The sequence below is a fragment of the Litoreibacter sp. GN1-5 genome, from assembly GCF_055693805.1.
This window is the reverse complement of record NZ_JBVFUP010000001.1, coordinates 1,145,496-1,171,382: the sequence shown is the minus strand read 5'-3', so window position 1 is coordinate 1,171,382 and position 25,887 is coordinate 1,145,496. Positions and strand designations below refer to the sequence as shown.

The window sequence follows — 25,887 nt, the reverse complement described above, 5'->3', positions numbered from 1 at the left end:
AAACAAGATCACCGCGCTTACCACAACTATCTTATTGATTACTTATTACGTTTTTCGTGGACGACGGTCGGCCGTCCCGGCCAAGGCAAATCGAAAAGCTTCGCCTTGGCCGCAGCTTTTATTGGGCAACTACCAAAAGATCAGTTACTCAGCACGAAGTCGATTTGATCGATGCCACTGTCTTCTGTGGTCGATGTGACGCGAATACCAATCGTTTCCTTTAGTGCGATCCACACGATACTGGTCGTTACAGCAACATAAGTGATGATGATCAAAACCGAGGACAGCTGCCCGAGAACGGTCGCGTCAGGGTTTGTGAAACCCGCAGCAATGGTGCCCCAGATGCCGCAGAACAGATGAACCGGGATGGCCCCTACAACGTCGTCAATTTCGAAATAGTCGAGAAGTTGAATGGCCCAGTAGATGATCAGACCACCGCCCATGCCAACCGCAAACGCCCAGAAAGGCGATGGGAAAAGCGGCTCTGCCGTGATCGAGACCAGGCCACCAAGTGCCCCGTTGAGCATGAAGGAAAGATCAAAGCGAAACTCCCGAAGGTACGACACAAAGGCTGCAACAATGACCTCGCCTGCAGCGGCCAAGCTCGTGTTCAGGAAAATACGCGACACATTGGAGGCGTCCGCATCTGTTGAGAAGCTGAGGTAGGAGCCCGCATTGAACCCGTACCATCCCATCCACAAGATCAGGGCCCCAATTGTCGCCAGCGGCATAGAGTAATTGCCAAGCGCGACTTTCTTACGGTTAACAAAGCGCTCTTTGCGCGCACCGACAAACAGCGCACCGGTCAATGCGGCAACACCGCCAACGACGTGAACAACTGTACTGCCGGCCAGCTCTTTAAAACCAAGGTCAGTTGCCAGGAAACCGCCACCCCAAGTCCAGGAGGCTTGGATGGGATAGATGATGGCGGTTAAAACGGCAGTGAAGATAAAGAACGACACAAGCTTCATGCGCTCCGCAACGGCGCCGGACACAATCGACGCAACAGCCACGCAGAACATTGACTGAAAGAAGATGTCACCGGCTCCGGCATGACCGCGACCGATGAAATCGGCATTGTATTCAACAACATCCGTGACCTCGATGATACCGTCAAACCCCAAGATACCGGGTAAGATCCAGCTCCCGTTTGGGAACATGATGCCGTATCCGGTCAGGATGAATGCCGTTGATGCGATGGCAAAAGACCAATGTTCTTGGCGCATTGGTTGATGACGTTTTTTCCGCGAACAAAGCCTGCTTCGATCATCGCGAAGCCCGCTGTCATCCACATGACCAGGACGCCGCAGAAGACAATGAACAACGTGTTCATGACAAAAGGTGAGACGCCTGACGACGCCTGTTGCGCAGCGGCAGGTCCGGCGAACAGCGCGGTCAGCAATGCGATTCCGATTACATTTTTCTTCATTTCGAACTCTCTTCATTATGAAACAATAATGCTGATCGCCCGCTTTTTTAGGCACAATTATGACCAAATGCGGAATTTATGAACACTATTCGAACGCACCGAGGTTTTGGTTGGAAACATGATGTTGCTGCTCCACCGGGAATTGGTCGCCACATCATGCAGCCCCTACGCAGTGGGGATCACGTCTGATCAAATCAATACCGGCGCAAACGCAATGCCGTCGGACCAAAGCCTGATGGCACATTTGTCGACGGACACCCGTTTGGAAGACACGGTCCCAAGTCCGCAGGAGATGGAAGACATCTGAATTGAGGTGTGACCTCGTAACCAGCGCCGATCTAGAGTCGAAATAGCGGTCATTGGCGCATCAGTCTGGCGGCGCTTGAAATCTGTCGCGCAGGATGTTCTTTTGGACTTTGCCCATTGTGTTGCGGGGCAGGGCGTCCAGTATTTCGTAGCGCCTCGGTTGTTTATGGCGCGCAAGGGCGGGTCTGATCGCCTGGCCGATGGCCGCAACATCCAGCACCTTACCTGCACCTTACCTGTTATGGGCACAAGCGCTGCCAGCACTGTTTCGCCGAAATCGGCATCTGCCACCCCGATCACAGCGCTTTCAAGAATGCCGGGTTGCGCGTCTAGGATCAGCTCAACCTCTTTGGGGTAGATGTTATACCCGCCCGAGATGATCAGGTCTTTGCTGCGTCCCACGATGCTGACGTAGCCCTGATCATCAATCAGTCCCAGATCACCGGTCTGGAAAAAGCCGTCCGGGCGTAAGTCTTCTGCGGTTTTATCCGGCATCTGCCAGTAGCCCCGAAAAACATTCGGGCCGCGCACCTCGATCTGACCGGTCTGCCCATCTGGCACCTGCACCCCATTGCTATCTGTAATCTTCAGTTCAACCCCCGGAAGGGGCAGACCAACCGTGCCAGCACGGCGCACGCCGTCATAGGGGTTGGAGGTGGACATGTTCGTCTCGGTCATTCCGTAGCGTTCCAGAATGCGGTGGTTCGTGCGGGCCTGAAATTGTTGGTGCGTGTCAGCCAACAAGGGCGCGCTGCCCGAGGTGAACAGGCGCATGTGCTGTGTCAGGCCTTCCGTGAAGCGCGGGTCATCCAACAAGCGTGTATAAAAGTTGGCACACCCATCATTGTGGTGGCATGGGGTATGGCAGCAATCATGCTGTCCAGATCGAATTTTGGCAGAAAGATCATCGCACCGCCAGCCAGAAGCAACGTATTGGTAGCGACGAACAGCCCGTGCGTGTGAAAGATCGGCAAAGCATGTATCAGCGTGTCTGCATTGGTGAAACGCCACAGATCGCGCAAGACAAGAGCATTCGACAGCAGGTTGTCATGGCTCAGCATTGCGCCTTTCGATCTGCCTGTGGTCCCCGATGTATAGAGCAATGCGGCCAGATCGTCCGGTTTGCGCGGCACTGTGTCAAACCTGCCCGGCTGTGTGCGTAAGGCGTCAGCGAAGCTACCTTCGGTTCCGTCCGTAGTCAGTGTCATCAGCTTGTGTGCGAAGGGCATCAGCGCCTCGGCTTGATCAGGGGCGCAGATCAACAGCTTTGCGCCGGAATCCTCCAGAAAATAGCGGGTTTCGGGCGCGGTATAGGCGGGGTTGAGTGGCAGATAGACGATCCCGGCCTGCACGCATCCTGCATAAATCGCCAGGGCAGTCGGGGATTTATCAACCTGCGCTACAAGCCGGTCGCCGGGCTGCAAGCCTGCTGCGGAAAACGTGTTCGCACACTGGGCTGCACGTTTGAGAAAGCCGTCATAGGTCGCTGTAACAGCGCCGCCCATAGCCTTGAGGAAGGGGGCTTCACTGCCCTGATGAGATTCAAAAAGTGAATTATATAAATGATTTATCATGCGAACCTGATGTTATTTCAATAATAGGACCTGAACATCGGCGACATTGGTTCCGGTGCCGCCGGTTATCAGCAAATCCCCCGCAGCGGCCAGCGCTGCGTTGCTGTCATTGTTATCAAGCAAAGCCTGTGGATCATGGCCCGCTGCGCGTATCCGGCTTATAGTGTTCGGGTCCACCAAGCCGCCTGCGGCCTCGGTCGGGCCATCACGGCCATCCGTGCCGCCTGATAGAAAGACCCAAGGGGGGCCCAAGTCTTGTGCTGCAAGGGCAAAACGCAGAGCAAGATCCTGATTGCGCCCGCCAAGACCGGTGCCGGTCAGAGTCACGGTGGTCTCGCCCCCAAATAACAGCGCGGCAGGGCGATTTGCGGCTTCTGCGATCCGGACAAGCTTTGGGGCGACATCGGCCACATTGCCGGTCAGGTGGTCATCAACGATCTGCGCGTCCCAGCCTTTGGCCGCAGCGCGCATCGCCTCAAGGCTGCGCCGGTTCGAGCAGATCAGATGGTTCTGCGCCGCTGGCAAAGGTGGCTCAGGCGGGACGGGGTCTGACAACAGCGTTTGCACGCTTTGGGGCATAGTGTTGAAAACTCCGTACTGCCTGAGCAGTTCAACAGCCTGCGCCCGTGTGCCGATAGGGGCCACGGTTGGGCCGCTGGCGATGACCCGTAAGTCATCCCCGATCACATCGGACAGGATATAGGCGGTGGCGGGGGCGGGGTCAGCCAGCCGCAGCATACCGCCGCCTTTCAGGCAGGATAGTTGCTGGCGCACAAGGTTCATCTGAGCAATGTCAACGCCTGCGCCCAGCAACGCGCGGCTGACTGCAGCCTTGTCGTCCAGCGAGATACCGGGCAGGGGGCGGGTAGCAAAGCCGACGCCCCGCCCGAGATCAGCGCTATGACCCGGTCCGACGCAGTCGCGCTACGAAGCAGGTCCGCGACTGCGCGCCCTGCGGCCTCGCCATATGCATCGGGGACGGGGTGGTTTGCTTTCATAACAGTGCAGCCCGGAATATCCTGCAGATTTTCCGGCAGATTTTCCGGATTGGTCACGGCCAGCGCACTACAGTCCGTACCCTTTGCCACGTGACGCAAGGCTTCGATCATCATCGGACAGGCAGCTTTACCGGCAGCGATCAGGATCAGCCTGCCACCCGGCGCAGCAAGAGGCGTTTGCCCCAGATACGCTCTTAGCGCCTGTGCGGGGTCGGCAGCGGCGATAGCCGCGTCAAACAAGGTGCGCGCCGTTTGGCGCAGATCGGCCAGATGCATTGCAAGGGCTCCGTTTCAGGTGCACCTTACGGATCAGGACAGGCTGTTCAATGCCTTATAGGTAGATTGATACCGGGTATAGGCCTGGGCAAACGGATCGACCAGCGTCGCATCCGGATCCAGCACTGCCGCGATCTTTGGCGGTGTGGCGACCCCGGTGTCGCCTGTAACAGCGATCATACCCAGCCGTGCTGCCCCGAAAGCCGCGCCGAAATCGCCGGCAACTGGCACTTTGATCGGCATGTTCAGCGCAGTTGCCATAGTGCTGAGCCATGTCGTTGACTGGCTACCTCCGCCCACGGCGATCAGGCTGTCAATCTGCGTGCCAGTTTGTTTCAGCGCCTCAAGACAATCGCGCATGGCGAAGGCCACACCTTCTAGAATGGCGCGGGTGCCAGCGGCAGTGTCGGTGACATGCTCCAGCCCGATGAAAGCACCTCGGACTTTGGCGTCGTTATGGGGGGTGCGCTCACCGCCCAGATAAGGCAGGAACAGCGGACGTCCGGGGGCTGTGACATTGCCCAGATCCGCCGTTAGCGCAGCGGGGGATTGGCCCACAAGCCGCCCGTACCATTCCAGTGCGTCTGCGGCCGCAAGGATCACCCCCATCTGGTGCCATGTATCCGGCAGCGCATGGCAGAACGTGTGCACAGCCGTTTCGGGCGCAGGTGCGTAGGCACCCGTTGCCGCAAACAGCACGCCAGAGGTGCCAAGGGATAAAAACGCCTGTCCGGGTTTGACCACACCAACGCCCACGGCCGTGGCGGCATTGTCACCACCGCCTCCTGCAACGGGTGTCCCTGCGGGGATGCCCCAGCGGTCGGCCAGTTCCTTGCGCAGACCGCCCGCTGGGGTGGAGCCTTCGACAAGCCTTGGCATATGGTCCCGCGTGAGGTGGGTTTTCTGTAGCAGATCGTCCGACCAGTCCCGCGCGCCTACATCAAGCCAGGAGGTGCCGGACGCGTCCGACATCTCGGACACGGACTCGCCCGTCAGCCAAAGGCCGATATAATCCTTGGGCAGCAGCACCTTGGCCGTAGCCTTGAACACATCCGGTTCATGTGCCTTTACCCAAGCCAGTTTCGGGGCGGTGAAGCCGGGAAAGACGATATTGCCCGACACGTCACGAAATTGCGGGTCGGCGTCAAGCGCGGCGGCTTCTTTATAAGACCGCGTATCGTTCCACAAAATGCAGGGGCGCAGCACGTCGCCTTTGGCGTCGATCAGGGTCGCGCCATGCATATGGCCAGACAGGCCAATGCCTTTAACAGCGCTCAGATCGACCTGCTGGCCCAGTGCCACAATCGTGTCAGACAGAGCGGTCAGCCAGTCGGCCGGGCATTGCTCGGCCCAGCCGGGGTGGGGGCGAGTGACATCAAGCGGCGCGTGCGCCTCTGCCAAAACGCCCTGATTGTCGTCAATCGCAATGGATTTGACGCCAGAGGTGCCCAGATCAAGGCCCAGATACATATTATGCCGCCTGTTTCGGATTTTTACCCAGAATGATCATGCTCAGGATGTCATCTTCGGTTACGTCCTCGACCCGCTCGGTCCCGACCATCTGGCCGTTTTTCATAACCGAGACACGGTCGCACAGCTCCATCATTTCGTGGGTGTCGTGTGAGATCAGGAAGATGCCAAGCCCTTGTTTTTTCAGCTCACCGATCAGTTCGGCCACCATCTGCGTTTCATGCACGCCAAGGGCTGCTGTCGGCTCATCCATGATCAGGATTTTGGCATTGAAGTATACTGCGCGCGCGATGGCGACGGATTGGCGTTGTCCGCCTGACAGGGCCGAAACTGGATCTTTCAGCTTTTTGAAATTGGGGTTGAGACGCGCCATGATCTTGGTGGTTTCAGCCTCCATCTTTGCGTCGTCGACGAAGCCCAAAGGGGTTGTCAGCTCGCGTCCCAGAAACAGGTTACTGGACGCATCCAGATTGTCGGCCAGCGCCAGCGTCTGGTAGATCGTCTCGATATTGTAGCGCCGCGCATCGCGGGGGAGTGGATCTCGGCCTTTTGGCCATTGATCCAGATCTCGCCGCTGTCTTTCGGGTAGGCGCCCGACAGGATTTTGATCAGGGTGGATTTCCCGGCGCCGTTATGGCCCAGAAGCCCGACAACTTCGCCCGGATGCAAATCGATAGAGACTTGATCGACCGCTTTGACACCGCCAAAGGCGATGGAGATGTCTTTCATTTCAACCAACGGAGCAGTCATTTACTTTGACCCCATATGTTTGCGGTAGATAATGTCGATCAACACGGCTGTGACCAGCACTGTGCCGACAACGATGTTCTGCAAGGGCGCGTCCACGCCTACCATGGCCATGCCGGACTGAAGCGACTGCATGATCAGCGCGCCAAGGATGGCCCCATGGATTGTGCCGATGCCGCCCGATAAGGCCGTGCCACCAATGACAGCGGCGGCGATCACGCGCAATTCGTCCAGCGTACCGATGTCGTTGGAATGGTTGGTCAAGCGCGCCGAGGCGACCACTGCCGACACCGCGCAGAGCGCGCCCATCAAGGCAAAGACCTTTACGGTCAGCAGGCGGGTGTTGATGCCTGAAAGCTCTGCCGCGTCGGGGTTGCCGCCTGTGGCGAAGATATAGCGCCCAAGCCGGGTCTTCTTGGCGATGACTGTCATACCAACGGCGATTGCGATAAGCAGCAGGACCGAGACGGGCAAGCCGTAAGAGGCGGTAAAGCCCTCGGGCATTTCCTGGCCTTGTGATGCGAAGATGCGTTTCAGGCGCGCTGTTGGAATTGTGTAGCTGTTCAGGATCGCAATGAAGCCAAGGATGCCGCCTGCGACCAGGGCTGCCATCACGCCTTCGGCCCAAAGTGGCTTGACCGGAAAATCATGGGCAAGTTTGTTGCGCCGCGCGCTGTACAAAGCCCAAAGAGCTGCGGCGACGGCGATAAAGCCTACGATCCAGCTCCAGGTCGCGCCTAGGGTGCCGTTGATACCGCCGAATTTCATGAAGGTCTGGTTCAAGGGCCCAATGGTGGCCCCGTCGGTCAGATACCAGCCGACATTGCGCCAGACAAGCAATCCCCCAAGGGTCACGATAAAGGCTGGGATGGTCAGATAGCCCACCAGATAGCCCTGAAACGCCCCGATCAGTGTGCCGGCACACAGACCGACCACAATAGCAATCCAGGGCATGGCCCAATGTCCAAGGGGCAGGCCCACCCATTGCGGAAGATACAGCGTCTGCGTCATCGCCATCAATGCCGAGCATGTTGCCAGCAGCGCACCACAGGCAAGATCGATATGCCGGGTGACAATGATGAAGACCATACCCGTGGCCATGATGGCAACAGAAACAGTCTGGATCGTCAGATTGAAGATGTTGCGCGGGGTTAGAAAACGCGCATCGGTCAGGATGTTGAATATCACGCAGACCAGTATGAAGGCGCCGATCATGCCCAGAAGGCGCGTATCGATTTCCAGCGTTTGAAGAAGACTACGCTTTTGCGGTGCTTGTTGAGATGTGGTGTCAGACATTGCCATGATCCTGCGGCCCATTTTTCATGTGGCCTTTAGTGCCCCGGCGCGTCTTGTAACGCGCCGGGTCCCGTTCCGTGTGTGTGATGTAGGGGGGAAAGAGACCTCGGCAACGCGCCGGGGCGGGGGTATTTACGGTTTTAGTTGCAGGGTGCTGGCCCGTTTGAAACGCCTTGGCACAGCTTGTCTTGCTCGATCCAGCCCGCATCGACGACAACGCTCAGGTTGTCTTTCGTAACCGGGATCGGTTCCAGGAAAACCGCTGTCAGATCAGTTCCACCGGGGGAGGTCCAGCTTTGCGCGTCTGGTACTTTGGTCATGTCTGCGTCACCCGCCAATGCCACGGCAATCTCGCCAGCGGCTTTGCCCAGCTCACGTGCATCTTTCCAGACGGACACGGTCTGCGTGCCAAGTGCGACACGGTTCAGTGCGGCATGGTCACCATCCTGACCGGATACTGGCGTGCCTTCCATGCCTTGCGCAGTCAGTGCAGCCACAACGCCACCGGCTGTGCCATCGTTCGAGGCCACGACCGCGTCGACCTTGTTGTCTTGCGCGGTCAGGATCTGCTCCATGTTGCGCTGCGCGTTGGCAGGCAGCCAGCCGTCTGTATAGGCTTCATCCACAATGGTGATGTCGCCCGCGTCAATCGCTTCTTGCAGGACTTCCTGTTGACCACCGCGCAAAAAATCTGCGTTCGGGTCAGTGGGGGAGCCTTTGATCATGACATAATTACCTTTTGGCATGGCCTCGAACACGGCACGTGCCTGCATCCGGCCCACTTCGACATTGTCAAAGGTCAGATAGAAGGCCCGAGGGTCTTCTATCAGGCGGTCATAGCCTACAACCGGGATACCTTCATCGGCAGCCGCATCGATAGCCGGGCCAATGGCGGCGCTGTCTTGCGCCAGAATGATCAAGGCATCGACGCCCTGTGCGATCAGGCTTTCTACATCAGAAAGCTGCTTGGATGATGATGATTGCGCATCGGCGGATACATAGGTGGCGCCTGCGGCTTCCAAAGCGCCTTTGATGGCAGCTTCGTCAGTTTTCCAGCGCTCTTCTTGAAAATTCGACCAGCTTACCCCGACGGTGATGTCTTGTGCCAGTGCAGATGTTGTAAAGCCGGCGAATGCAATCGCGGCAACGGTCAATGCTTTACGCATGAGATCCTCCCAGAAGTTATGCCTTTTTTATATATACGGCAGCGACGAGTTCGACTCGCAGCGCTATAAACATGAACACATTTAATTCATGTGTCAAAATTAAATTGACCTGTTACAGAAATATCTTACCATATTAAGGGGTGAAGTATTACGCTTTGCATAGCATACGGGTCATCGATCCATGTTGGGAGGGGGATTTAATTCTGGAAATGAAAAAAGTTAGCACCTCTGACACTGACACATCAGATATTGCCGATGATCGCATTGTCGGCTGTGGCCCTATTTTGCCTGATAACGCGGCTGGTAGCAAGCCATTGCGTCAGCAGGTGTTTGAGCGCGTGCGGGCTGCTGGTCAGACGCCTCGGGTCGATGTGGCGAAGATGCTTAACATCAGTCCCGGCTCGGTCACGGCGCTGACCTCCGAGCTGATTACTGCGGGCCTGATCCGCGAGATCGAAACGCCGCATACCAATGGTAATCGTGGCCGCCCGCCGGTTGCATTGGGCGTTGAACCGGGTGCGCGCCATGTTGTCGGTCTGAAGCTCAGCGATTTTACCCATTCCGCGGTCGTGGCGGATTTCGCAGGTAATCCGCTGGCAGAGGCGGATCAAAGCACCCCTTATCAAAAGAAAGACACGGACACCCTGATTGATGAGGCGGAAGTCCTGCTTGATAAGGTGTTGGACCGTGCCGGGCTGGAAAGGTCACAGATTTCGGCAGTAGGTCTGGGCCTGTCGGGCATAGTGGATCATACTAAGGGTATTGTGCCCTGGTCGCCCATTCTGCGGGATCGCGATGTCGCCTTGCGCGACAAACTATACGCCCGGCTTGGTTTGCCGGTGCATATCGACAATGACGCCAACATGCTGACCCTGGCTGAGCTGTGGTTCGGGGCCGGGCGGGGCATGAATTCATTCGCGGTGGTGACGATTGAACACGGTGTTGGCATGGGGCAGGTGCTGGATAATCGGCTTTATCGCGGGTCCATGGGGCTGGGGATGGAGCTTGGACATACCAAAGTGCAACTGGACGGCGCGCTCTGCCGCTGTGGTGCGCGCGGGTGTCTGGAGGCGTATGTGGCGGATTACGCGCTTGTCCGCGAAGCGTCGATCGCGCTGGAACTGCCATCAGATATGCCAGAGACCACCCACGGTATGCTGGAGACGCTCTATGATCAGGCGAAGGCAGGTAACGAGCGGGCGCGCACGATTTTCCGCCGTGCCGGGCGCTACTTATCTGTGGGGCTCAGCAATGTGGTGCATTTGTTCGACCCGGATCGGATCATCCTGTCGGGGGAGCGGATGCGCTATGATTACCTATATGCCGAAGATGTGCTGGCCGAGATGACTGCGTTGACGCTGGACAAGGGCCGTGCGCCCACGCAGGTCGATATCAATGTCTGGGGCGGCTATGTCTGGGCGCGTGGCGGTGTAGCACTTGCCCTGTCGGCGGTCACGGAAGAGGCCGTGGGGCAGGGCTGGGCCGAGGCATGAACTCCCTGACAGCGGTGTGTTGCCTGCTGCCGGGGCTCGCGCTGGCGGGGCCGGAATTTGAGCCGCACCTTTTGCCCGCGCAGCATATCTATTCCGGCGGCTGGGAACATTTCGTGGGCGGTGGCGCGGCCGTGTTTGATTGCACCGGCGATGGCCTGCCCGAACTGCTGGTGGCTGGTGGCACATCCCCGATGAGTTTGTTCATAAATACCACAGGCCCCGAAGGTGATATTGCATTTGACGTAGGCGGCTTCCCTGACATCACCGGGGCGACAGGCGCTTATCCTTTGGATATCGACAATGACGGTTGGCAAGACCTCGTGATTTTGCGGGTTGGGGCCAATATGCTGCTGAAAGGCGGGCGAGCCTGCGCATTCGAGGATATGACCGACGCTTGGGGTTTTGCGCCCGGAAACAGCTGGTCCACCGCCTTTGCCGCCACATGGGAAGACGGGCAGGACTGGCCCACACTGGTCATCGGCAATTACGTAGACCGGGACAACCCCAAAGGTCCCTTTGGGGCCTGTGATACAAACCGGCTCTATCGTTCTGACGGGGCGGGATACGGCGCGCCTGTCGCCTTGCCGGGTTTTTGCACTTTGTCTTTGTTGTTTTCTGACTGGCAGCGGCGCGGCACAGCTGACCTGCGCGTGTCCAATGACCGCCATTACTACATCCGCGACGGGTCCGAGCAGATGTGGCACATGCCCGACCTGACCCTGATGGAAGGCGACGGGTGGGACCCGATCAGCATCTGGGGCATGGGGATCGCCTCGCAAGACATCACCGGCGATGGGCGGCCCGAGGTGGTGCTGACCTCGATGGGGGATCAACTGATGCAGATCGCTGGCCCTGATGGATATACTATGGCCCCGTTCGAGATCGGAACCTATGCGCAGCGGCCCTATATTGGCGACGACGGCAGGCCTTCTACGGGATGGCATGCGCAGTTTGGGGATGTGAATAATGACGGATTGCCTGATCTGTTCATTGCAAAGGGCAATGTGGATCAGATGCCTGATATGGCGATGGCCGACCCGAACAACCTGTTGATGCAAGGCGCGGATGGCCGGTTTGTGGAACAGGGCGCTGAGGCGGGGATTGCGACGACGGACCGGTCCCGCGGGGCAGGGCTTGCGGATTTCAACGGGGACGGGCTGCTGGATCTTGTGGTGGTCAACCGCCGCGCCCCGGTGGAGCTGTACCAGAACATAAGTGCCGAAGCGGGCAACTGGGTTGCGTTGGAGTTGCACCAGACCGGGGCCAATCGTGATGCAATCGGCGCATGGGTCGAGCTGAAACTGGGCAACCGCATCCTATCTGTTGAGCGCACAATTGGTGGCGGCCATGCCAGTGGTCAATCCCAGCCAATGCATTTCGGCTTAGGCACGGCAGATCAGGCAGAGGTCCGGGTCATCTGGCCCGATGGCGTGGTCTCGGCCTGGACAGAGGTTGAGGCGAACGGCAGGTATGATATTTTTCGGGATGGTGTGGCGTTGAAAGTGTCGGAGAGGTAGCTATTTTCTGCTAAGCGTCAGATATGGTTGGTCCTTTTTCGATGGATATTCAACCGAGTTTTGAATGCGTAATGTTGGTATCAAACTCATAGGTAATGTCAGGTCCATTTGAGTTGACGATACCACGCGACCGCGTCCCGCTCCGCAGCTTGAATGAAGGGAGCTTTCCCGTCCACGTATTTATCCCATGGCGGATCACTTCCGCCTGTGAGCTCTGCTTTGAGTGCCGAATACTCGGCAGCTATTTGCGGGTGCGATGTCAGGTAGTCTCGGAAAGCGAGGTGCCGTTCGATATTTGGCGAACCTTCCGAGAAGATATGCAGGTGGTGGGTTCGCCGTCCCTTTGCATTGACCTTGCGAAAATACCTTCTGCCTTCAATGCCATAGGCCCCCATTGCCTCATATCCGAGCTTTTCCAAAGCACCAGAATGCGCATCGACTTCGCTGAGATCGCGAACCTCGCCAAGAAGGTCAATTATTGGCTTTGCAAGGATGCCGGGAATAGAAGTGCTGCCGATATGATGAAGTTTGATGCGCATATCTGCGACAGCTACATGGATTGCTGAGGCCTCTTCCGAGAAAGCTTCTTTCCATTCAGGATTATGTGGAACAACAGTCACGACCATTCAAAAAGTATGTATTCTGATGATGGTTTCGGTAATGGCGGCTTTGTGCAAAGATTAATCATTTTTTCGCAGCATCATCCAATTTGGGCTCTACGCGGGCCTTGGCCGTTTGGGGCGCGAAGGTTGGAGTTCCCCTGCTTCATGGTTACAGCGCCTTCCAGAACACGATCTTATCGTCGCCCGCCGCCCAGAAATCCCGGATGCGGGCTTCTTCGGCATAGCCGTTTCTGCGGTAGAAGGCGCGGGCTTGAGCGAATGGGTCCGTCCCTGACGTCTCGGCGATCAGGATGCGGTGGCCGCGCGCTTTCAGATCAGCCTCAAGATGTCTGGTGATGGCAGCGCCGCATCCTTTGTCCTGCTCGGATGGCAAAACGGCGATGGCGAGCATATTCCATGTGCCCTCTGCCAGCTGCTCGGGGGTGGCGTAGCAAAAGCCCACAGCTTTCCCTTCTGTTTCGCAGGTCAGCCAAAGGTCATGACTGTCATGGTCTGACAGAAACCCACCCAGCATATCGGGAAGCAAATCCCGTGGGAACAGCCCGGTGTCGTCCAGAACGCTTTGCAAGGCGGGGATGTCTTCACGTTGTGTTGGTCTGATCGTCATCGTTCATCTTCTTTCAAAATAATATCGCCGCGGAAGGGCGGGTGCCCATGCAACATGCGTTCTGTTTAATTTCGGGCGACTATAATGTAAGTCAGTTGCGGTGAGATACTATCATCATCCTTCGCATAGCAACCCGTTGAAAAGAGATGCTGGCAATGTATTATCTAGTGGATACGCCTTTTATCGGTGCTAACAAAGACATTGATCCCGCAGATGCGGATCTGGTTGTTTTTGGGGCACCACACGGGACAGTCTATCGCGATATCGATAATGAGCCATATGCTGACGCGCCCGACACTTTACGGCGCGCCTTGGAAGATGATGCCAGGTGGCTTGATCATTGGGATTTCGATTTGGACGGCCCTCTGCTTGGCGATAGGGGTTTTGCGGTCGCCGATGCTGGCAACCTTAAGACGTCTCCGTTGGACGGGGCTGGCAATAGACATCTTATCAGAGAGGCAACCGCTCAAATTGTGGATGGTGGTGCAATCCCGGTCATGATTGGCGGGGACGATTCTACCCCCATTCCTTTTATCGAAGCCCTCAAACCTCTTGGTCCACTGACAATAGTGCAAATCGATGCCCATATAGATTGGCGTGATGAACGACGCGGTGAGCCTATGGGGTTCTCCAGCACAATGAGACGTGCATCGGAACTGGAACATGTTGAGGCTATCATTCAGGTCGGTATTCGCGGGCCGGGGTCAGCACGCCGCGCTGAAGTTGATCTGGCAAAAGGTTGGGGCGCAAAAATTGTAACAGCGCGAGACCTGCATCGGGATGGAACAGCGGCTGTCATGCAGCATCTGAAAAGCGGTGCGAATTGCATGATAACCTTTGATTGTGACGGGTTGGACCCGGCCATAATGCCCGCGGTTATGGCACCGACACCGGGGGGATTGTCCTACACTCAATCAATTGATCTGATTGATGCTGTGGTCAAGAAATCCAGACTTGTTGCCTTTGATATGGTCGAGTTTGTTCCGTCGCGAGACCCAAATGGGATAGCGGCCATGACAGCCGCGCGCATTCTGGCAAATGGTATTGGCTGTCTTGCGCGTGGGTCATAACGGGATTTTCTGATCCGCATTTCTGATCCGCGGGGCGAGGAGACTGTTGCTTATAAATTCGGGCGAGGCTTGAAACGAAAAAGGCACCCTTGCGGATGCCTTTTGTTTGATCTGAACAGTGCTTTTTAGCAGCTATAGTACATCTTATATTCCATGGGGTGAGGTGTGTGCTCGTAAGCATAAACCTCTTCCCATTTCAGTTCCATATAGCCGTCAAGCTGATCCTTGGTGAAGACGTCACCGGCCAGCAGGAACTCATGATCGGCTTCCAGCGCGTCCAGCGCTTCACGCAAGGAGGCGCAGACGGTTGGGATGTCGGCCAGCTCTTCCGGCGGCAGGTCATAGAGATCCTTGTCTGAGCTTGGGCCGGGATCGATCTTGTTCTTAATCCCGTCGAGACCCGCCATCAGCAGGGCTGCGAAGCACAGATAGGGGTTCGCAGCCGGATCCGGGAAGCGGGCCTCTACGCGTTTTGCCTTTGGCGATTCCGCCCATGGGATGCGCACGCAGCCCGAGCGGTTGCGGGCTGAATAGGCACGCAGCACAGGGGCTTCAAACCCTGGGATCAGGCGTTTGTAGCTGTTCGTGGACGGGTTGGTGAACGCGTTCAGCGTCTTGGCATGTTTCAGGATGCCGCCGATGAAATACAGTGCTTCCTGAGACAGATCAGCGTATTTATCACCCGCAAACAAAGGTTTGCCGTCTTTCCAGATCGACATATTCACATGCATGCCCGTGCCATTATCACCGGCAATCGGCTTTGGCATGAACGTGGCCGATTTGCCGTAGGCGTGGGCGACGTTGTGGATCACGTATTTATATTTTTGCAACTCGTCTGCCTGCTTTGTCAGGCTGTCAAAGATCAAGCCAAGCTCATGCTGACAGGACGCCACTTCGTGGTGATGTTTGTCGACCTTCATGCCCATGCGCTTCATGGTCGACAGCATCTCGGAGCGCAGGTCTTGCGACGCATCGGTTGGGTTGACCGGGAAATAGCCGCCCTTGATGCCGGGGCGATGGCCCATATTGCCCATCTCGTATTCGGCATCGCTGTTCCATGACGCATCATTTGCGTCGACTTCGAACGATACTTTGTTCATCTCGACCGAGAAACGCACATCGTCAAATAGGAAGAATTCGGCTTCGGGGCCGAAATAAGCTGTGTCGCCAATGCCGGAGGATTTCAGATACGCCTCGGCGCGCTCGGCTGTGCCGCGCGGGTCGCGCTCATAGCTTTCGCCTGTATCAGGCTCAACGATGGAGCAATGCACACAGATGGTTTTCTCGGCATAGAACGGATCAACATAGGCGCTTGCCGGATCGGGCATCAGTTTCATGTCAGACTGGTCAATCGATTTCCAGCCCGCAATGGAGGAGCCGTCGAACATGAAGCCATCTTCAAGGAAATCCTCATCGACCTGATCGGCCATAACGGTGACGTGCTGCAACTTGCCGCGCGGGTCAGTGAAACGGATATCGACATATTCGACATCCTCATCTTTCATGGTCTTAAGCATATCCTTGGCGCTCATGTGACCTTTCCTCTCTGCTTTGGTGTGTGGAATGAAACGATTACAGGGCTTCGTCACCGGCCTCGCCGGTTCTGATGCGTATGGCTTGTTCGATGGTGGACACGAAAATTTTGCCGTCGCCAATTTTGTCGGTCTTTGCGGCAGCGATGATGCCTTCGATCGCGCTGTCCAGCTGATCGTCGGCAAGCACGACTTCGATTTTCACCTTGGGCAGGAAGTCGACAACATATTCTGCGCCCCGATAGAGCTCCGTATGGCCCTTCTGGCGACCAAAGCCTTTGACTTCTGTGACGCTCAAGCCTTGGATGCCAAGCTCTTGCAGCGCCTCTTTTACTTCATCAAGCTTGAATGGCTTGATAATGGCTTCGATCTTTTTCATCGCGGCCGACTCCCTTTAATATGTCTGATAGGCGTGAGACCACTTCTCATTCGGACGAACAATTGTCAAACTGGCAGTGGAATTGGGGGGACTTACGATTGCAGTCTTATTGCCTAAATTTTAGGCAAATAGATTTATTTTAGTGCAAAGTGTGAAGATTGGATAAATCGCAATGACGGAGCTTCTGACTGCTGCCCAGATGAAGGCCATTGAACAAGCAGCGATCAATAGCGGAGAGGTCACAGGGCTTGAGCTGATGGAACATGCCGGGCGGGGTGTTGTCGAAGCCGTATTCGAGCAATGGCCCGAGCTGGCAAAGGGATCTTTTCGCGCAGTGGTTCTGTGCGGGCCGGGCAATAATGGCGGCGACGGCTTTGTCGTCGCACGCCTGTTGAAAGAATGGGGCTGGGAGGTCGAGGTTTTTTTATACGGCGACCCGGATAAACTGCCGCCGGATGCGCGGGTGAATTATGAGCGGTGGGTTGAGGTGGGTGGGCTTGTTCTACCACTGACGGAAGATGTGATCGACGGTTACGGCGAGGATCACCCTGATACAGCGCTTGCAATTGACGCGCTGTTCGGGATGGGATTGACCCGCCCGTTTACTGCGCTTGGACGCGTGCAGGACGAACTGAATTACTGGCAAGCAGTTTGCGGCCATCAAAGCCTACCGAGGGTTGTTTCGATAGATGTGCCTAGCGGGCTGGCATCTGATACTGGCAGATATCCCGGCTATGAAGACGAAAACCCGATGGATAGCTGTATCGTGGCCAATTTGACTGTGACATTTCATAAGCCTTATATCGGTCACTACCTTCATTTTGGTCCGATTGCGTGTGGTGTGCTAAAGACGAAATCCATCGGGATAGAACGCTGGAATGATTTCGAAAACGATTTGTCAGGCGTCGTTCAAACGATCTCTGATCTGAGTGTTCCAGGTGCCCTGAAATATCGTCAACTGGTTCAGAAAAGATTTGGGCACAAATACTCCCACGGCCACGCGCTGATCCTCTCGGGTCCTGCGTCGAAAACAGGTGCGGCCCGTCTTGCGGCGCGGGGGGCGCTGCGAATAGGGGCAGGGGTGGTCACTGTTGGTGCCGCGCCTGAGACCGTGCCAACCTTAGCAGCACACCTGACGGCCATCATGATTGATGAAATTCAGGGCGACGAAGATTTAGCTGCGAAATGGGGGGCAGATAACCGGCTCAAGGGCATCTGCATTGGTCCGGCGCTTGGTGTGAACGCGCACTGTGAAGACATGGTGGCGGTTATCTTGCGCTTCAAAAAACCAACCGTGCTTGATGCTGACGCGATCTCTATTCTGGCACGGCGGCCTGATTTGTTTGATCTGCTCCATGACCAATGCGTTCTGACACCCCACGCGGGTGAGTTCGCCCGCTTATTTCCCGATCTTGCAGAAAAACTGAATGCAACGCCAACCAAAGGACCTGCCTACTCAAAGGTTGATGCGACGCGCGAGGCGGCGGCGCGGGCAGGGTGTGTTGTCTTGTTCAAAGGGCCTGATACGGTGATTGCTGATCCGGATGGCCGCGCAACGATCAATTCCGCTCAGTACGACCGGGCGGCACCATGGCTGGCCACTGCCGGATCAGGGGATGTTTTGGCAGGGTTCATTACCGGGCTTTTGGCGCGCGGGTTCGCACCGATGCAGGCCGCAGAAACGGCGGCTTATCTGCATGTAGACTGTGCCCGCGCTTTTGGGTCCGGCCTGATAGCAGAAGACCTGCCGGAGATGCTCCCGCAGGTCTTCCACGCTCTGGGTATAAATGGGTAGATCCCGGTTTAAGCGGCCATCGTTACGTCGGCTGAAACAGTGTTGGCAACGGGGCTGACGATTTCCAGACCTTCGGCGTAAAACACTTCTTCTTCGTCGAAGCGCAGGTCGAAAACTGTGTAGGTCTGTTCTTCATCCACCTGTGCGATAAATTCGTCATCGGCCATGCGCGCAATAGGCATGATCACCTGATTGCGGCCGAAAATCTTTTCGGCGCGCCAATCGCGCACCATGACTTGTGTATCAGGCGCGACCAGCATCGGGCTGTCGCTGCGACTGAAACCGGGGGTGCCTGGACCGACCTTGACCGGCTGCATATCCATGTCTTTACGGGCAAGCCTGCGAAGGTGGCGCACGCCGTTACGTGTGATGATGCGATCCCCTGCCTTGAGATTCTCGATCGGTACATACCCTGTCATTGTCAGAACCTGAGTTCCTGCAAGAAGGCCTGTTTGCGCGCTGTCCACGCGATCTTCATTTGACAGTACAAGTGTGGTGGCGGACATTTTTCGTCTCTCCCGGTGTTATTCGATGGAATAATGATTGCCTGCCAATTGGGGCGGAATCTGGCCTTGGGCCGGTCATCAGCGGGGCCATGTCTTGATTTTTGGATGGCAGAGTTAACAGGGCGGAAGTTTTCGCAGTATTGTTGACAAGAATACGACAGATAGGCGCATTTTCGACGTGCATCCTGTTTCGAGCTTTGCTAAACGGGCGCAAATTCAGCCGTGCCTGCGCGCGGCTGTCTTAGGTTTTTGCGGGTGTGGCGGAATTGGTAGACGCACCAGATTTAGGTTCTGGCGCCGCAAGGCGTGGGGGTTCAAGTCCCTTCACCCGCACCAAAGACATGTAAAGGACGGATAAACATGCAGGTCACAGAGACCCTGAACGAAGGCCTCAAGCGCGGCTACGCGATCACTGTCACAGCTGCTGAGCTGGACACAAAGGTCAATGAGAAGCTGAGCGAAGCACAACCGACTTTCGAAATGAAAGGCTTCCGCAAGGGCAAGGTGCCGATGGCATTGCTGAAGAAGCAATTTGGCGACCGGGTTCTGGGCGAGGCGATGCAGGAAAGCATCGATAGCGCTGTGTCTGATCATCTGAAGGAAACGGGCCATCGCCCTGCGGTTCAGCCCGAGATGAAGATGACCAATGAAGACTGGAAGCCCGGCGACGATGTCGAGGTGGCCGTTACTTATGAAAACCTGCCTGAAATACCGGATGTAGATCTTAAGAAGGTCAAACTTGAAAAGCTGGTCGTAAAGGCTGCTGACAAGGACGTGGACGAAGCACTGGCAAACCTGGCCGAGACGGCTCAGAATTTCGAGGACCGCAAGAAGGGCTCAAAGTCCAAGGACGGTGATCAGGTTGTCATCGACTTTCTTGGCAAGGTGGATGGTGAGCCGTTTGATGGTGGTGCTGCAGAAGATTACCCGTTGGTGTTGGGCTCAAAATCCTTCATTCCGGGGTTTGAGGATCAACTGATCGGCGTCAAGGCGGATCAGGATGTCGAGGTAAAGGTTGATTTCCCAGCAGACTATCAGGCAGAAAATCTGGCCGGAAAAGCGGCTGTGTTTGAATGCAAGATCAAAGCGGTGAAGGAACCCAAAGCGGCTGAGGTCAATGATGAGCTGGCTAAGCAATATGGTGCAGACGATCTGGCTGCCTTGAAAGGCCAGATCTCTGAGCGGCTTGAGACGGAATATTCCGGGGCGTCCCGGGCTGTTATGAAGCGCAAACTGCTGGATGAGCTGGACAAGCTGGTCAGCTTTGAATTGCCGCCCTCGCTGGTCGACATTGAAGCCAAGCAGATCGCCCATCAGCTTTGGCACGAAGAAAACCCTGATGTCGAGGGCCATGATCACCCTGAGATAGAGCCCACAGACGAGCATAACAAACTTGCCGAACGCCGCGTGCGCCTTGGGCTTTTGCTGGCCGAGATGGGCCGTAAGAACGAGATTGAGGTGACGGATGCGGAAATGACCCAGGCGGTCATGACTCAAGCACGGCAATACCCGGGGCAAGAACGGGAATTCTTCGAATTTGTTCAGAAGAACGCGCAGATGCAGCAACAACTGCGAGCGCCTTTGTTTGAAGATAAGGTCATCGACTACATCTTTGAATTGGCTGACGTGAAAGACAAAAAGGTCAAGAAGGCCGATCTTGAAAAAGCCGTCGAGGCGCTGGAAGACGAGATCAGCTGATCGCCTTGTAATCTTTACATGAAAGGGTCGCCTTGGGGCGGCCCTTTTGGGTTTAAGCAGCCGAATTTATCCTGAATGAGCCGTCTGTTGGGGGTAGGCTTCGGGGCGGCTGCGATGGAACTGGCTGATAAATGGCCGTCCAGAGCGTGGAAGTGAGGGTTTGCTTTGTATTTTGCTGCGCCTTGACCCAAGGTCAGCAGAGCGAGGGCTTGGCGCCGTGTTGCGAGGTCAAGGCATGACATGACTGTTCAGGCCGAGTGCTGAAACAAAATTGATCCATTGGGGCGACTGTGCCAGGATTAGATGATGAGCAAATCTTCAGCCGTTATCGCATCAAAAAACTTCCTAGACGAAGTCTGGATTGGTAAACCACCAACTATTTCTAGGCTCATTGAACTTCTTGATCGGCTACTTGTCAGTTACCACGATACGGATAGCGTCAAAGCACCATATCATGAGCTTGATCCGCCAGAAAGAGATTGGAAAGCCATTTATGATCAGGCTGGGAAACGGTTCCCTGATTTGGGGCTATACCCAATCACTGATCCGTCAGAAGAAGGTTTCGGGACACTGATGATGGGTGATGCGATTGATGATATTGCCGATATCACCTCAGATTTGAGGGAAATAATTTGGTACGCAGAAAATCACAGTGACGAATATGCAGAAGCTTACTTCAGGACATTCTACTTTCATTGGGGCAAACACGTCCGTGAATTACTTTTATTGCTGCATACGAAGCAAAGGAACCTAATGTAGCTTAGGGCTCGGAATTGACATGCGTCTGTAAAGAAAAAGCCCCCACATAAAGAGGGGGCTTTCTGTGTCGGGGCAAGACGCCTTACATTCAGGTCATATCAAAACTGTCAAACCTTGCTGACAATATTTCGGTTAGCTGTTGGATAAACGCGTCGAGCTGAGCGAAATCAGCGAAGATAAGTTGATCAGGAGCATCCTCGTTCAGAGCAGGGGGTTGCTGTGGCATTGGGTCGTCCATGACCTCTGGTTCAGGGTCCCTACTAACCGGGTCGAAGACAAACTCTATACCTTCCTCAGGCATTTCCACTGGTGCCTCTCTATCATCAATTGCAGCCGGAACTGCGGGAGCGACAACCTCAGGCACAGGCGCTTCAGCAACGGGGGCGGGTTGTGCCGGTGTGCTGGGTGCGTCGGTATTATCTTCGGTTAGTGTCGGCGCAGGCGTCGGATCGGTAGTTGGCACACTTGCCACGTCTTCAGGCTGTTCAACTGGTTGTTCGGGCTCGTTTGCCGGTGTCTGCGCTGGTTCATCAGGCATAACGTCTGCGACAACTTCTTCTGTGGGTTCAGCAGGCGGCGTTGCCGGGGCTATTATATCATCGTAAGCTGACGTATCTGCGCTGGTTCGCGCGAAGTTCTGAGTGATCATCATGGCATCATATGTTCTGCCATCTTTTGGGCTTGTAAAATCACCAAACTCAATCCCGATACCGATACTTGTAACATCGTCATCCAGAATGGATGCCCTGTGACCGGGGCTTTCCATCAAACCTTGGTGTTGTTCGCGTACGATCTCGCGCAGATCATTATCGGACAAATTACCGGTTGTGCCATACCATGATATGTTTTCACGCGCTTCCCAAGCCCCTTCCAAGGGGTAGTCTGCATCCGCAATGCGGTCCGAAGGTCTGGAGCCATCTGGCGTATTATGGTCAAAGAAGTTCCGGTTCAGCATGTCCTTGCTGTGATCTTCGCTTGCCTCATTTAAGCGTTTATTCAGCGTCAGCGGTTCCAGACCGCGTGATGTGCGTTCTTCATTAACAAGCTCAAGCATATATCGTTCGAGGTCACTCGCAGTAGACATTCGGGGTATCTCCTCTTCTTTTCCGGCCCCAATTCAGAGCCTGTGTACGGTTTGATGCTTCGCCTAAACGCGTGTGATATATGACACCCCCATTAAACTTCTTACCATTTATGGATCGAAGCTTTGATCATCATATCTTTCAGGCTTTCGCAAAACTTCCCAATTTAAACTTATATTTCAGCACATTAATCAAAGCCGTGTAGGTTTTGATGGCAAATTCTTATGAGCGGTACGCAATGAAATCAATACAGAAGCAGTGTATGTTGAGAAATCTGGTTTTGTCGGCATTTCTTCGCCGAAAAGGGCTTATAAAGGCGGCAAAAAATGCGCATGACTGTGTCTCAGTCTGCTTATTGGGAAGGGTTAGGTAAGGGATATGTCGGCAGTTTTTAAACTTTTAGGTATTCTGGCTATCTTGTGGGGGTGCCTCGATTTTTGGTTCATTACCCTTGGCATAGATTTGTACAGTCTTGTCGGAATTGAAGCGCCAGGATTTATCTATTCCTTCACCCATATTCTGGCGATTGCCTATGGTCTGATAACAATCATGGTCGCAAGCTATTTGCAGCGCGCGAAGCAGCCTGATGTCGAAATTCCTGACATCACCGACCCTTATTACATGCCCAAACCAAAACCTGTGATGGAAGGTCAGTCTTTATCATCTCATATCTGGTCCGCAGTACGGGCTGTTTTATGGGGTATTGCCATTAGTCTTTTCTATCTGCTGGTGTTTTTCAATCTGTTCCCGGATGGCCCCGAGATCGCCTTTGGCGCTGCTGATGTCGTTGATCCCAAGGCCAGGAAGATTTTCTATCTGTCCTCGATCATTCTGGTGGCGGTCCTGACATTTGCAGGCATGTTCATCTTGAACGCGAGAGGCGCTACAGGGATCGTGTTAATCTGGGCTGCTGCGGGCGTGACGGCTTTGGGTGTCAGTGGGGCAGCTTTATCTTACCCCAATGTGGGCACATCACTGTTTGGGCAGGACGTGATGCAAAGCGCCTATGTCAAAATGGGCTACCCGGAGGGGCGTCCCGAGGGATGGAGCGTTCAACGCGAATTCAACCGCACCATCCGAACGCTGCGAGGCAGGCACCGCCGCTGGTAGGGCGTTCTTACCTTGCATTTAAGGGCAGTTTACCAATGCGCCCTGAAGCCAGATGGTGCCTGAACTTGATTGTCGGTGGTCCACAATCCGCAAGCACTCAGACTGGCTGTCATTATTCCCGATCACCGCAAGGGCAACGGGGTCAGGGTTGACGGCCGACAGCAGCGCAGACCGAAGATAGATTGCTGTTCTCGGTTCTACGATTGCGCCGGGCCAAGCTGCCATGTCCATATCGCGGAGCGCAGGGTAGTACCAACCGTCCGGCTCATCCGTTTTTCCAAGGTAGGACCAGCCTATAGGGCTAAGATCAGCCCCTGCGCGCGCGGTTTCGGGGGCCACGCTTTCAGAGGCAACGAGGCCCGGTTCGATCTGATTTGCCGTAGGTTCTTCCGGTTCAGACAGCGAGAATATGTCAACGATAAGGGTTTTACCCGTCGGAAAAAAGCTGAGCGCAGCGACTGCCAATGCCGAGATCGCGCCTATATCTTTTATTAATGCGAGAATGGTTTTCGATATGGTAACAGCCTTGTCCCATTGCGTGGTTTCTTTCTCAACAGTGACGATCTCGACCTTAATAGGTTCTCGCATAGTAAGATTACCTCAAATAAATCACATGTGTTATTCTCAACCCATGTGCGTTTCGAGATCAACCTTTCGCCCGAAACAATGGTTACGGAAGCTCTGGCAACAGAAAATATCGCACAATGCCATAGGCGTAGAGTGCTGAGAACATGATATTGAGGTATTTGAGCTGTGGTTCTGTCCTTAACCAACCGCAATAGACCCATATCAGACAAAAGGGCAGACCAAGCAGCATTGCGGCCAATTGCCAGCCCTGCACAACACAAACTGTGCTGCAAAAGCCCAACACAACCGCGACCCACTTCAAAGGCTGCTCGTATGCAGCAATCGAAAACAAGTTCATCTCTAAAGCTTTCTGGATACCAGCGCCGTTAACCCGGCGTTCTGGCAGCTTTGACTTAACCGAAACACCCACCAGAAATCAATATCCAACGCACCTATATGGATCTTGTCACGTGGCGTGCCCGAATTTTCTTGCACAACGGCGCGGGGTCGTTATAACCCGCCCATCTCCGCAAGTCAGTTTGAACGCGGTGCCCCTCGTGGACGGGTGTGGAGATCGTGATGCCCGTCCTTTGAAGCACGCCTGAAAATATGAAAAGGAATGCCCATGCCGCTCTATGAGCATGTGTTTATTTCGCGTCAGGACCTGTCCAACACACAGGCCGAAGGTTTGATCGAACATTTCGGCGCAGTTCTGTCCGACAACGGTGGTAAAGTTGTCGAAAGCGAATACTGGGGCCTGAAGACAATGGCCTACAAGATCAACAAGAACCGCAAAGGCCATTATGCTTTTGTCCGCTCTGACGCGCCAGCGCCTGCCGTGCAGGAAATGGAACGCCTAATGCGCCTGCATGATGATGTGATGCGTGTGCTGACCATCAAGGTGGATGAGCATGAAGAAGGCCCATCAGCGCAAATGCAAAAGCGCGATGAGCGTGAACGCCGTCCGCGCAACTGATCTTGAAAAGGAGCTAACCCATGGCAGCTAAACCATTTTTCCGCCGTCGTAAGTCCGATCCCTTTGTTGGCGATAACGCGCCCAAGATCGACTATAAAGACACCCGCCTTTTGCAGCGCTACATTTCTGAGCGTGGCAAGATCGTGCCATCCCGGATCACCGCTGTTGGTGCGAAGAACCAACGCCAGTTGGCCCGTGCTATCAAGCGCGCCCGGTTTTTGGCACTTCTGCCTTATGCCGTGAAATAAGGAGAGCATTATGCAAGTTATCCTTCTTGAACGCGTCGCAAAGCTTGGCCAGATGGGCGAAGTTGTTGACGTGAAACCCGGCTATGCCCGCAACTACCTGTTGCCCCAGGGCAAGGCGATGAACGCGACGGATGCCAATAAGGCGACGTTTGAAGCTCAGAAAGCGCAGCTTGAAGCGCGCAATCTGGAAACCAAGAAAGAAGCCGAAGCGCTGGCGGACAAGCTGAACGGTCAACAGTTCATTGTGATCCGTCAAGCCTCTGACGCGGGCGCACTTTATGGCTCTGTCTCGACGCGCGATGCGGCAGAAGCCGCGACTGCTGAAGGCTTTACCGTGGACCGCGGACAGGTTGTTCTGGATCGTCCGATCAAAGAACTTGGCCTGCACGATGTACGTGTGGTTCTGCACCCCGAGGTTGATGCGACTTTCTCGTTGAATGTTGCCCGTTCCGTCGAAGAGGCAGAGCTTCAGGCTTCCGGCAAATCAATTCAGGAACTCGCCGCTGAGGCCGAGGCTGAGGCCGAGTTCGAAATCGCTGAATTGTTTGACGATATCGGAGCTGCTACAGCGGATGATGAAGCGCTGGCGGAAATCGTTGAAACGCCGGAAGCAGAAACCGAAGGCGAAGCCGAGACCAAAGACGACGACGCCTGATCTTTTCT

Annotated in this window: 25 protein-coding genes, 1 tRNA gene and 3 pseudogenes; 12 read left to right on the top strand and 17 right to left on the bottom strand. The window is 55.2% G+C overall.

Annotated features, from left to right (window positions below):
• Window positions 1-140: 140 nt before the first annotated feature.
• Together ACZ1HF_RS06050 and ACZ1HF_RS06045 are read right to left on the bottom strand one after the other, a co-directional pair.
• Window positions 141-1,292, bottom strand: coding sequence for an ammonium transporter family protein (locus ACZ1HF_RS06050; RefSeq protein ID WP_472656653.1), 1,152 nt, complete (start codon window positions 1,290-1,292; stop codon window positions 141-143).
• Entirely contained in the window at window positions 1,175-1,429 is a 255-nt protein-coding gene (locus tag ACZ1HF_RS06045; protein ID WP_472659094.1) for a hypothetical protein, read from the bottom strand. The genes ACZ1HF_RS06050 and ACZ1HF_RS06045 overlap by 118 nt, the downstream gene beginning before the upstream one ends.
• A 118-nt stretch (window positions 1,430-1,547) precedes the next feature.
• Between ACZ1HF_RS06045 and ACZ1HF_RS06040 the strand changes: the two genes are divergently transcribed.
• On the top strand, window positions 1,548-1,736 hold the full coding sequence (locus ACZ1HF_RS06040) for a hypothetical protein (RefSeq protein WP_472656652.1): 189 nt from the start codon (window positions 1,548-1,550) through the stop codon (window positions 1,734-1,736).
• A 60-nt stretch (window positions 1,737-1,796) separates the two neighbouring features.
• Here the strand turns inward: ACZ1HF_RS06040 and ACZ1HF_RS06035 are convergent.
• From ACZ1HF_RS06035 to xylF, 7 genes and pseudogenes are all read right to left on the bottom strand, one after another.
• Window positions 1,797-3,309, bottom strand: a pseudogene (locus ACZ1HF_RS06035) (malonate--CoA ligase).
• A 12-nt stretch (window positions 3,310-3,321) separates the two neighbouring features.
• Entirely contained in the window at window positions 3,322-3,780 is a 459-nt protein-coding gene (locus tag ACZ1HF_RS06030) for an MOFRL family protein (protein WP_472658989.1), read from the bottom strand.
• Window positions 3,781-3,921: 141 nt separating this feature from the next.
• Window positions 3,922-4,583: pseudogene (locus ACZ1HF_RS06025) on the bottom strand (DUF4147 domain-containing protein); the annotation flags it as partial.
• A gap of 33 nt (window positions 4,584-4,616) precedes the next feature.
• A complete protein-coding gene (gene xylB, locus ACZ1HF_RS06020; protein ID WP_472656651.1) occupies window positions 4,617-6,053 on the bottom strand; it encodes a xylulokinase in 1,437 nt (478 codons plus the stop codon).
• Window position 6,054: 1 nt separating this feature from the next.
• Window positions 6,055-6,803 (bottom strand): annotated as a pseudogene (locus tag ACZ1HF_RS06015) (ATP-binding cassette domain-containing protein).
• Window positions 6,804-8,096, bottom strand: a complete 1,293-nt coding sequence (locus tag ACZ1HF_RS06010; RefSeq protein ID WP_472656650.1) for a sugar ABC transporter permease — start codon at window positions 8,094-8,096, stop codon at window positions 6,804-6,806.
• 140 nt (window positions 8,097-8,236) lie between these two features.
• Window positions 8,237-9,262, bottom strand: a complete 1,026-nt coding sequence (gene xylF, locus ACZ1HF_RS06005) for a D-xylose ABC transporter substrate-binding protein (RefSeq protein WP_472656649.1) — start codon at window positions 9,260-9,262, stop codon at window positions 8,237-8,239.
• 209 nt (window positions 9,263-9,471) lie between these two features.
• Between xylF and ACZ1HF_RS06000 the strand changes: the two genes are divergently transcribed.
• Together ACZ1HF_RS06000 and ACZ1HF_RS05995 are read left to right on the top strand one after the other, a co-directional pair.
• Window positions 9,472-10,755, top strand: a complete 1,284-nt coding sequence (locus ACZ1HF_RS06000; RefSeq protein WP_472656648.1) for an ROK family protein — start codon at window positions 9,472-9,474, stop codon at window positions 10,753-10,755.
• Window positions 10,752-12,272, top strand: coding sequence for a CRTAC1 family protein (locus ACZ1HF_RS05995; protein ID WP_472656647.1), 1,521 nt, complete (start codon window positions 10,752-10,754; stop codon window positions 12,270-12,272). The genes ACZ1HF_RS06000 and ACZ1HF_RS05995 overlap by 4 nt, the downstream gene beginning before the upstream one ends.
• A 98-nt stretch (window positions 12,273-12,370) precedes the next feature.
• On the opposite strand, the gene ACZ1HF_RS05990 is transcribed toward ACZ1HF_RS05995, so the two are convergent.
• Both ACZ1HF_RS05990 and ACZ1HF_RS05985 read right to left on the bottom strand, forming a co-directional pair.
• Entirely contained in the window at window positions 12,371-12,892 is a 522-nt protein-coding gene (locus tag ACZ1HF_RS05990) for a GrpB family protein (protein ID WP_472656646.1), read from the bottom strand.
• A gap of 151 nt (window positions 12,893-13,043) precedes the next feature.
• Entirely contained in the window at window positions 13,044-13,502 is a 459-nt protein-coding gene (locus ACZ1HF_RS05985; protein WP_472656645.1) for a GNAT family N-acetyltransferase, read from the bottom strand.
• 155 nt (window positions 13,503-13,657) lie between these two features.
• On the opposite strand from ACZ1HF_RS05985, the gene ACZ1HF_RS05980 reads away from it, so the two are divergent.
• Window positions 13,658-14,572: an arginase family protein gene (locus ACZ1HF_RS05980; protein ID WP_472656644.1), complete on the top strand. Its 915-nt coding sequence runs from the start codon at window positions 13,658-13,660 to the stop codon at window positions 14,570-14,572.
• 125 nt (window positions 14,573-14,697) lie between these two features.
• On the opposite strand, the gene glnA is transcribed toward ACZ1HF_RS05980, so the two are convergent.
• Both glnA and ACZ1HF_RS05970 read right to left on the bottom strand, forming a co-directional pair.
• Window positions 14,698-16,104 carry a type I glutamate--ammonia ligase gene (gene glnA / locus ACZ1HF_RS05975; protein ID WP_472656643.1) on the bottom strand — a complete coding sequence of 469 codons (1,407 nt, stop codon included), beginning with the start codon at window positions 16,102-16,104 and terminating at the stop codon, window positions 14,698-14,700.
• 40 nt (window positions 16,105-16,144) lie between these two features.
• On the bottom strand, window positions 16,145-16,483 hold the full coding sequence (locus tag ACZ1HF_RS05970; protein ID WP_472656642.1) for a P-II family nitrogen regulator: 339 nt from the start codon (window positions 16,481-16,483) through the stop codon (window positions 16,145-16,147).
• Between the two features lie 172 nt (window positions 16,484-16,655).
• Between ACZ1HF_RS05970 and ACZ1HF_RS05965 the strand changes: the two genes are divergently transcribed.
• Window positions 16,656-18,278 (top strand): NAD(P)H-hydrate dehydratase, encoded by a 1,623-nt coding sequence (locus ACZ1HF_RS05965; protein ID WP_472656641.1) that lies wholly within the window; start codon window positions 16,656-16,658, stop codon window positions 18,276-18,278.
• Window positions 18,279-18,286: 8 nt separating this feature from the next.
• Here the strand turns inward: ACZ1HF_RS05965 and ACZ1HF_RS05960 are convergent, their stop codons facing one another.
• On the bottom strand, window positions 18,287-18,784 hold the full coding sequence (locus tag ACZ1HF_RS05960; protein ID WP_472656640.1) for a Hint domain-containing protein: 498 nt from the start codon (window positions 18,782-18,784) through the stop codon (window positions 18,287-18,289).
• A gap of 251 nt (window positions 18,785-19,035) precedes the next feature.
• On the opposite strand from ACZ1HF_RS05960, the gene ACZ1HF_RS05955 reads away from it, so the two are divergent.
• The 3 genes from ACZ1HF_RS05955 to ACZ1HF_RS05945 all read left to right on the top strand — a co-directional run bounded on the left by ACZ1HF_RS05955 (window position 19,036) and on the right by ACZ1HF_RS05945 (window position 21,241).
• Window positions 19,036-19,120: transfer RNA gene (locus tag ACZ1HF_RS05955), tRNA-Leu, on the top strand.
• Window positions 19,121-19,144: 24 nt separating this feature from the next.
• Window positions 19,145-20,482: a trigger factor gene (gene tig, locus ACZ1HF_RS05950; protein WP_472656639.1), complete on the top strand. Its 1,338-nt coding sequence runs from the start codon at window positions 19,145-19,147 to the stop codon at window positions 20,480-20,482.
• 303 nt (window positions 20,483-20,785) lie between these two features.
• Complete coding sequence (locus tag ACZ1HF_RS05945; RefSeq protein WP_472656638.1) at window positions 20,786-21,241, top strand: hypothetical protein; 456 nt, start codon at window positions 20,786-20,788, stop codon at window positions 21,239-21,241.
• 88 nt (window positions 21,242-21,329) lie between these two features.
• Here the strand turns inward: ACZ1HF_RS05945 and ACZ1HF_RS05940 are convergent, their stop codons facing one another.
• Window positions 21,330-22,325 (bottom strand): CAP domain-containing protein, encoded by a 996-nt coding sequence (locus ACZ1HF_RS05940; protein WP_472656637.1) that lies wholly within the window; start codon window positions 22,323-22,325, stop codon window positions 21,330-21,332.
• A 376-nt stretch (window positions 22,326-22,701) separates the two neighbouring features.
• Here ACZ1HF_RS05940 and ACZ1HF_RS05935 point away from each other — a divergent pair, with 376 nt between their 5' ends.
• Window positions 22,702-23,433, top strand: a complete 732-nt coding sequence (locus ACZ1HF_RS05935; RefSeq protein ID WP_472656636.1) for a hypothetical protein — start codon at window positions 22,702-22,704, stop codon at window positions 23,431-23,433.
• 18 nt (window positions 23,434-23,451) lie between these two features.
• Here the strand turns inward: ACZ1HF_RS05935 and ACZ1HF_RS05930 are convergent, their stop codons facing one another.
• Together ACZ1HF_RS05930 and ACZ1HF_RS05925 are read right to left on the bottom strand one after the other, a co-directional pair.
• Window positions 23,452-24,021 carry a hypothetical protein gene (locus tag ACZ1HF_RS05930; RefSeq protein WP_472656635.1) on the bottom strand — a complete coding sequence of 190 codons (570 nt, stop codon included), beginning with the start codon at window positions 24,019-24,021 and terminating at the stop codon, window positions 23,452-23,454.
• 82 nt (window positions 24,022-24,103) lie between these two features.
• A complete protein-coding gene (locus ACZ1HF_RS05925) occupies window positions 24,104-24,430 on the bottom strand; it encodes a peptidase (protein WP_472656634.1) in 327 nt (108 codons plus the stop codon).
• A gap of 195 nt (window positions 24,431-24,625) precedes the next feature.
• Between ACZ1HF_RS05925 and rpsF the strand changes: the two genes are divergently transcribed.
• The 3 genes from rpsF to rplI are packed head-to-tail and all read left to right on the top strand — an operon-like array spanning window position 24,626 to window position 25,879.
• On the top strand, window positions 24,626-24,976 hold the full coding sequence (rpsF, locus tag ACZ1HF_RS05920) for a 30S ribosomal protein S6 (protein WP_472656633.1): 351 nt from the start codon (window positions 24,626-24,628) through the stop codon (window positions 24,974-24,976).
• A 20-nt stretch (window positions 24,977-24,996) separates the two neighbouring features.
• Entirely contained in the window at window positions 24,997-25,224 is a 228-nt protein-coding gene (gene rpsR / locus ACZ1HF_RS05915; protein ID WP_472656632.1) for a 30S ribosomal protein S18, read from the top strand.
• A gap of 10 nt (window positions 25,225-25,234) precedes the next feature.
• On the top strand, window positions 25,235-25,879 hold the full coding sequence (gene rplI / locus ACZ1HF_RS05910; protein ID WP_472656631.1) for a 50S ribosomal protein L9: 645 nt from the start codon (window positions 25,235-25,237) through the stop codon (window positions 25,877-25,879).
• The last annotated feature ends 8 nt before the right edge of the window (window positions 25,880-25,887 follow it).

Bases quoted from the DNA above. Each gene is read 5' to 3' on its own strand.
- ACZ1HF_RS05965 (WP_472656641.1), top strand. From the start codon at position 16,656: ATGACGGAGCTTCTGACTGCTGCCCAGATGAAGGCCATTGAACAAGCA.
- ACZ1HF_RS06040 (WP_472656652.1), top strand. From the start codon at position 1,548: ATGATGTTGCTGCTCCACCGGGAATTGGTCGCCACATCATGCAGCCCC.
- xylB (WP_472656651.1), bottom strand. From the start codon at position 6,053: ATGTATCTGGGCCTTGATCTGGGCACCTCTGGCGTCAAATCCATTGCG.
- ACZ1HF_RS05980 (WP_472656644.1), top strand. From the start codon at position 13,658: ATGTATTATCTAGTGGATACGCCTTTTATCGGTGCTAACAAAGACATT.
- tig (WP_472656639.1), top strand. From the start codon at position 19,145: ATGCAGGTCACAGAGACCCTGAACGAAGGCCTCAAGCGCGGCTACGCG.
- ACZ1HF_RS06045 (WP_472659094.1), bottom strand. From the start codon at position 1,429: ATGAAGAAAAATGTAATCGGAATCGCATTGCTGACCGCGCTGTTCGCC.
- xylF (WP_472656649.1), bottom strand. From the start codon at position 9,262: ATGCGTAAAGCATTGACCGTTGCCGCGATTGCATTCGCCGGCTTTACA.
- glnA (WP_472656643.1), bottom strand. From the start codon at position 16,104: ATGAGCGCCAAGGATATGCTTAAGACCATGAAAGATGAGGATGTCGAA.
- ACZ1HF_RS06030 (WP_472658989.1), bottom strand. From the start codon at position 3,780: ATGCGCGCTGCGGCCAAAGGCTGGGACGCGCAGATCGTTGATGACCAC.
- ACZ1HF_RS05995 (WP_472656647.1), top strand. From the start codon at position 10,752: ATGAACTCCCTGACAGCGGTGTGTTGCCTGCTGCCGGGGCTCGCGCTG.
- ACZ1HF_RS05945 (WP_472656638.1), top strand. From the start codon at position 20,786: ATGATGAGCAAATCTTCAGCCGTTATCGCATCAAAAAACTTCCTAGAC.
- rplI (WP_472656631.1), top strand. From the start codon at position 25,235: ATGCAAGTTATCCTTCTTGAACGCGTCGCAAAGCTTGGCCAGATGGGC.
- rpsF (WP_472656633.1), top strand. From the start codon at position 24,626: ATGCCGCTCTATGAGCATGTGTTTATTTCGCGTCAGGACCTGTCCAAC.
- ACZ1HF_RS05960 (WP_472656640.1), bottom strand. From the start codon at position 18,784: ATGTCCGCCACCACACTTGTACTGTCAAATGAAGATCGCGTGGACAGC.
- ACZ1HF_RS05935 (WP_472656636.1), top strand. From the start codon at position 22,702: ATGTCGGCAGTTTTTAAACTTTTAGGTATTCTGGCTATCTTGTGGGGG.
- ACZ1HF_RS06000 (WP_472656648.1), top strand. From the start codon at position 9,472: ATGAAAAAAGTTAGCACCTCTGACACTGACACATCAGATATTGCCGAT.
- ACZ1HF_RS05970 (WP_472656642.1), bottom strand. From the start codon at position 16,483: ATGAAAAAGATCGAAGCCATTATCAAGCCATTCAAGCTTGATGAAGTA.
- ACZ1HF_RS05985 (WP_472656645.1), bottom strand. From the start codon at position 13,502: ATGACGATCAGACCAACACAACGTGAAGACATCCCCGCCTTGCAAAGC.
- ACZ1HF_RS05940 (WP_472656637.1), bottom strand. From the start codon at position 22,325: ATGTCTACTGCGAGTGACCTCGAACGATATATGCTTGAGCTTGTTAAT.
- ACZ1HF_RS06010 (WP_472656650.1), bottom strand. From the start codon at position 8,096: ATGTCTGACACCACATCTCAACAAGCACCGCAAAAGCGTAGTCTTCTT.
- rpsR (WP_472656632.1), top strand. From the start codon at position 24,997: ATGGCAGCTAAACCATTTTTCCGCCGTCGTAAGTCCGATCCCTTTGTT.
- ACZ1HF_RS05930 (WP_472656635.1), bottom strand. From the start codon at position 24,021: ATGCGAGAACCTATTAAGGTCGAGATCGTCACTGTTGAGAAAGAAACC.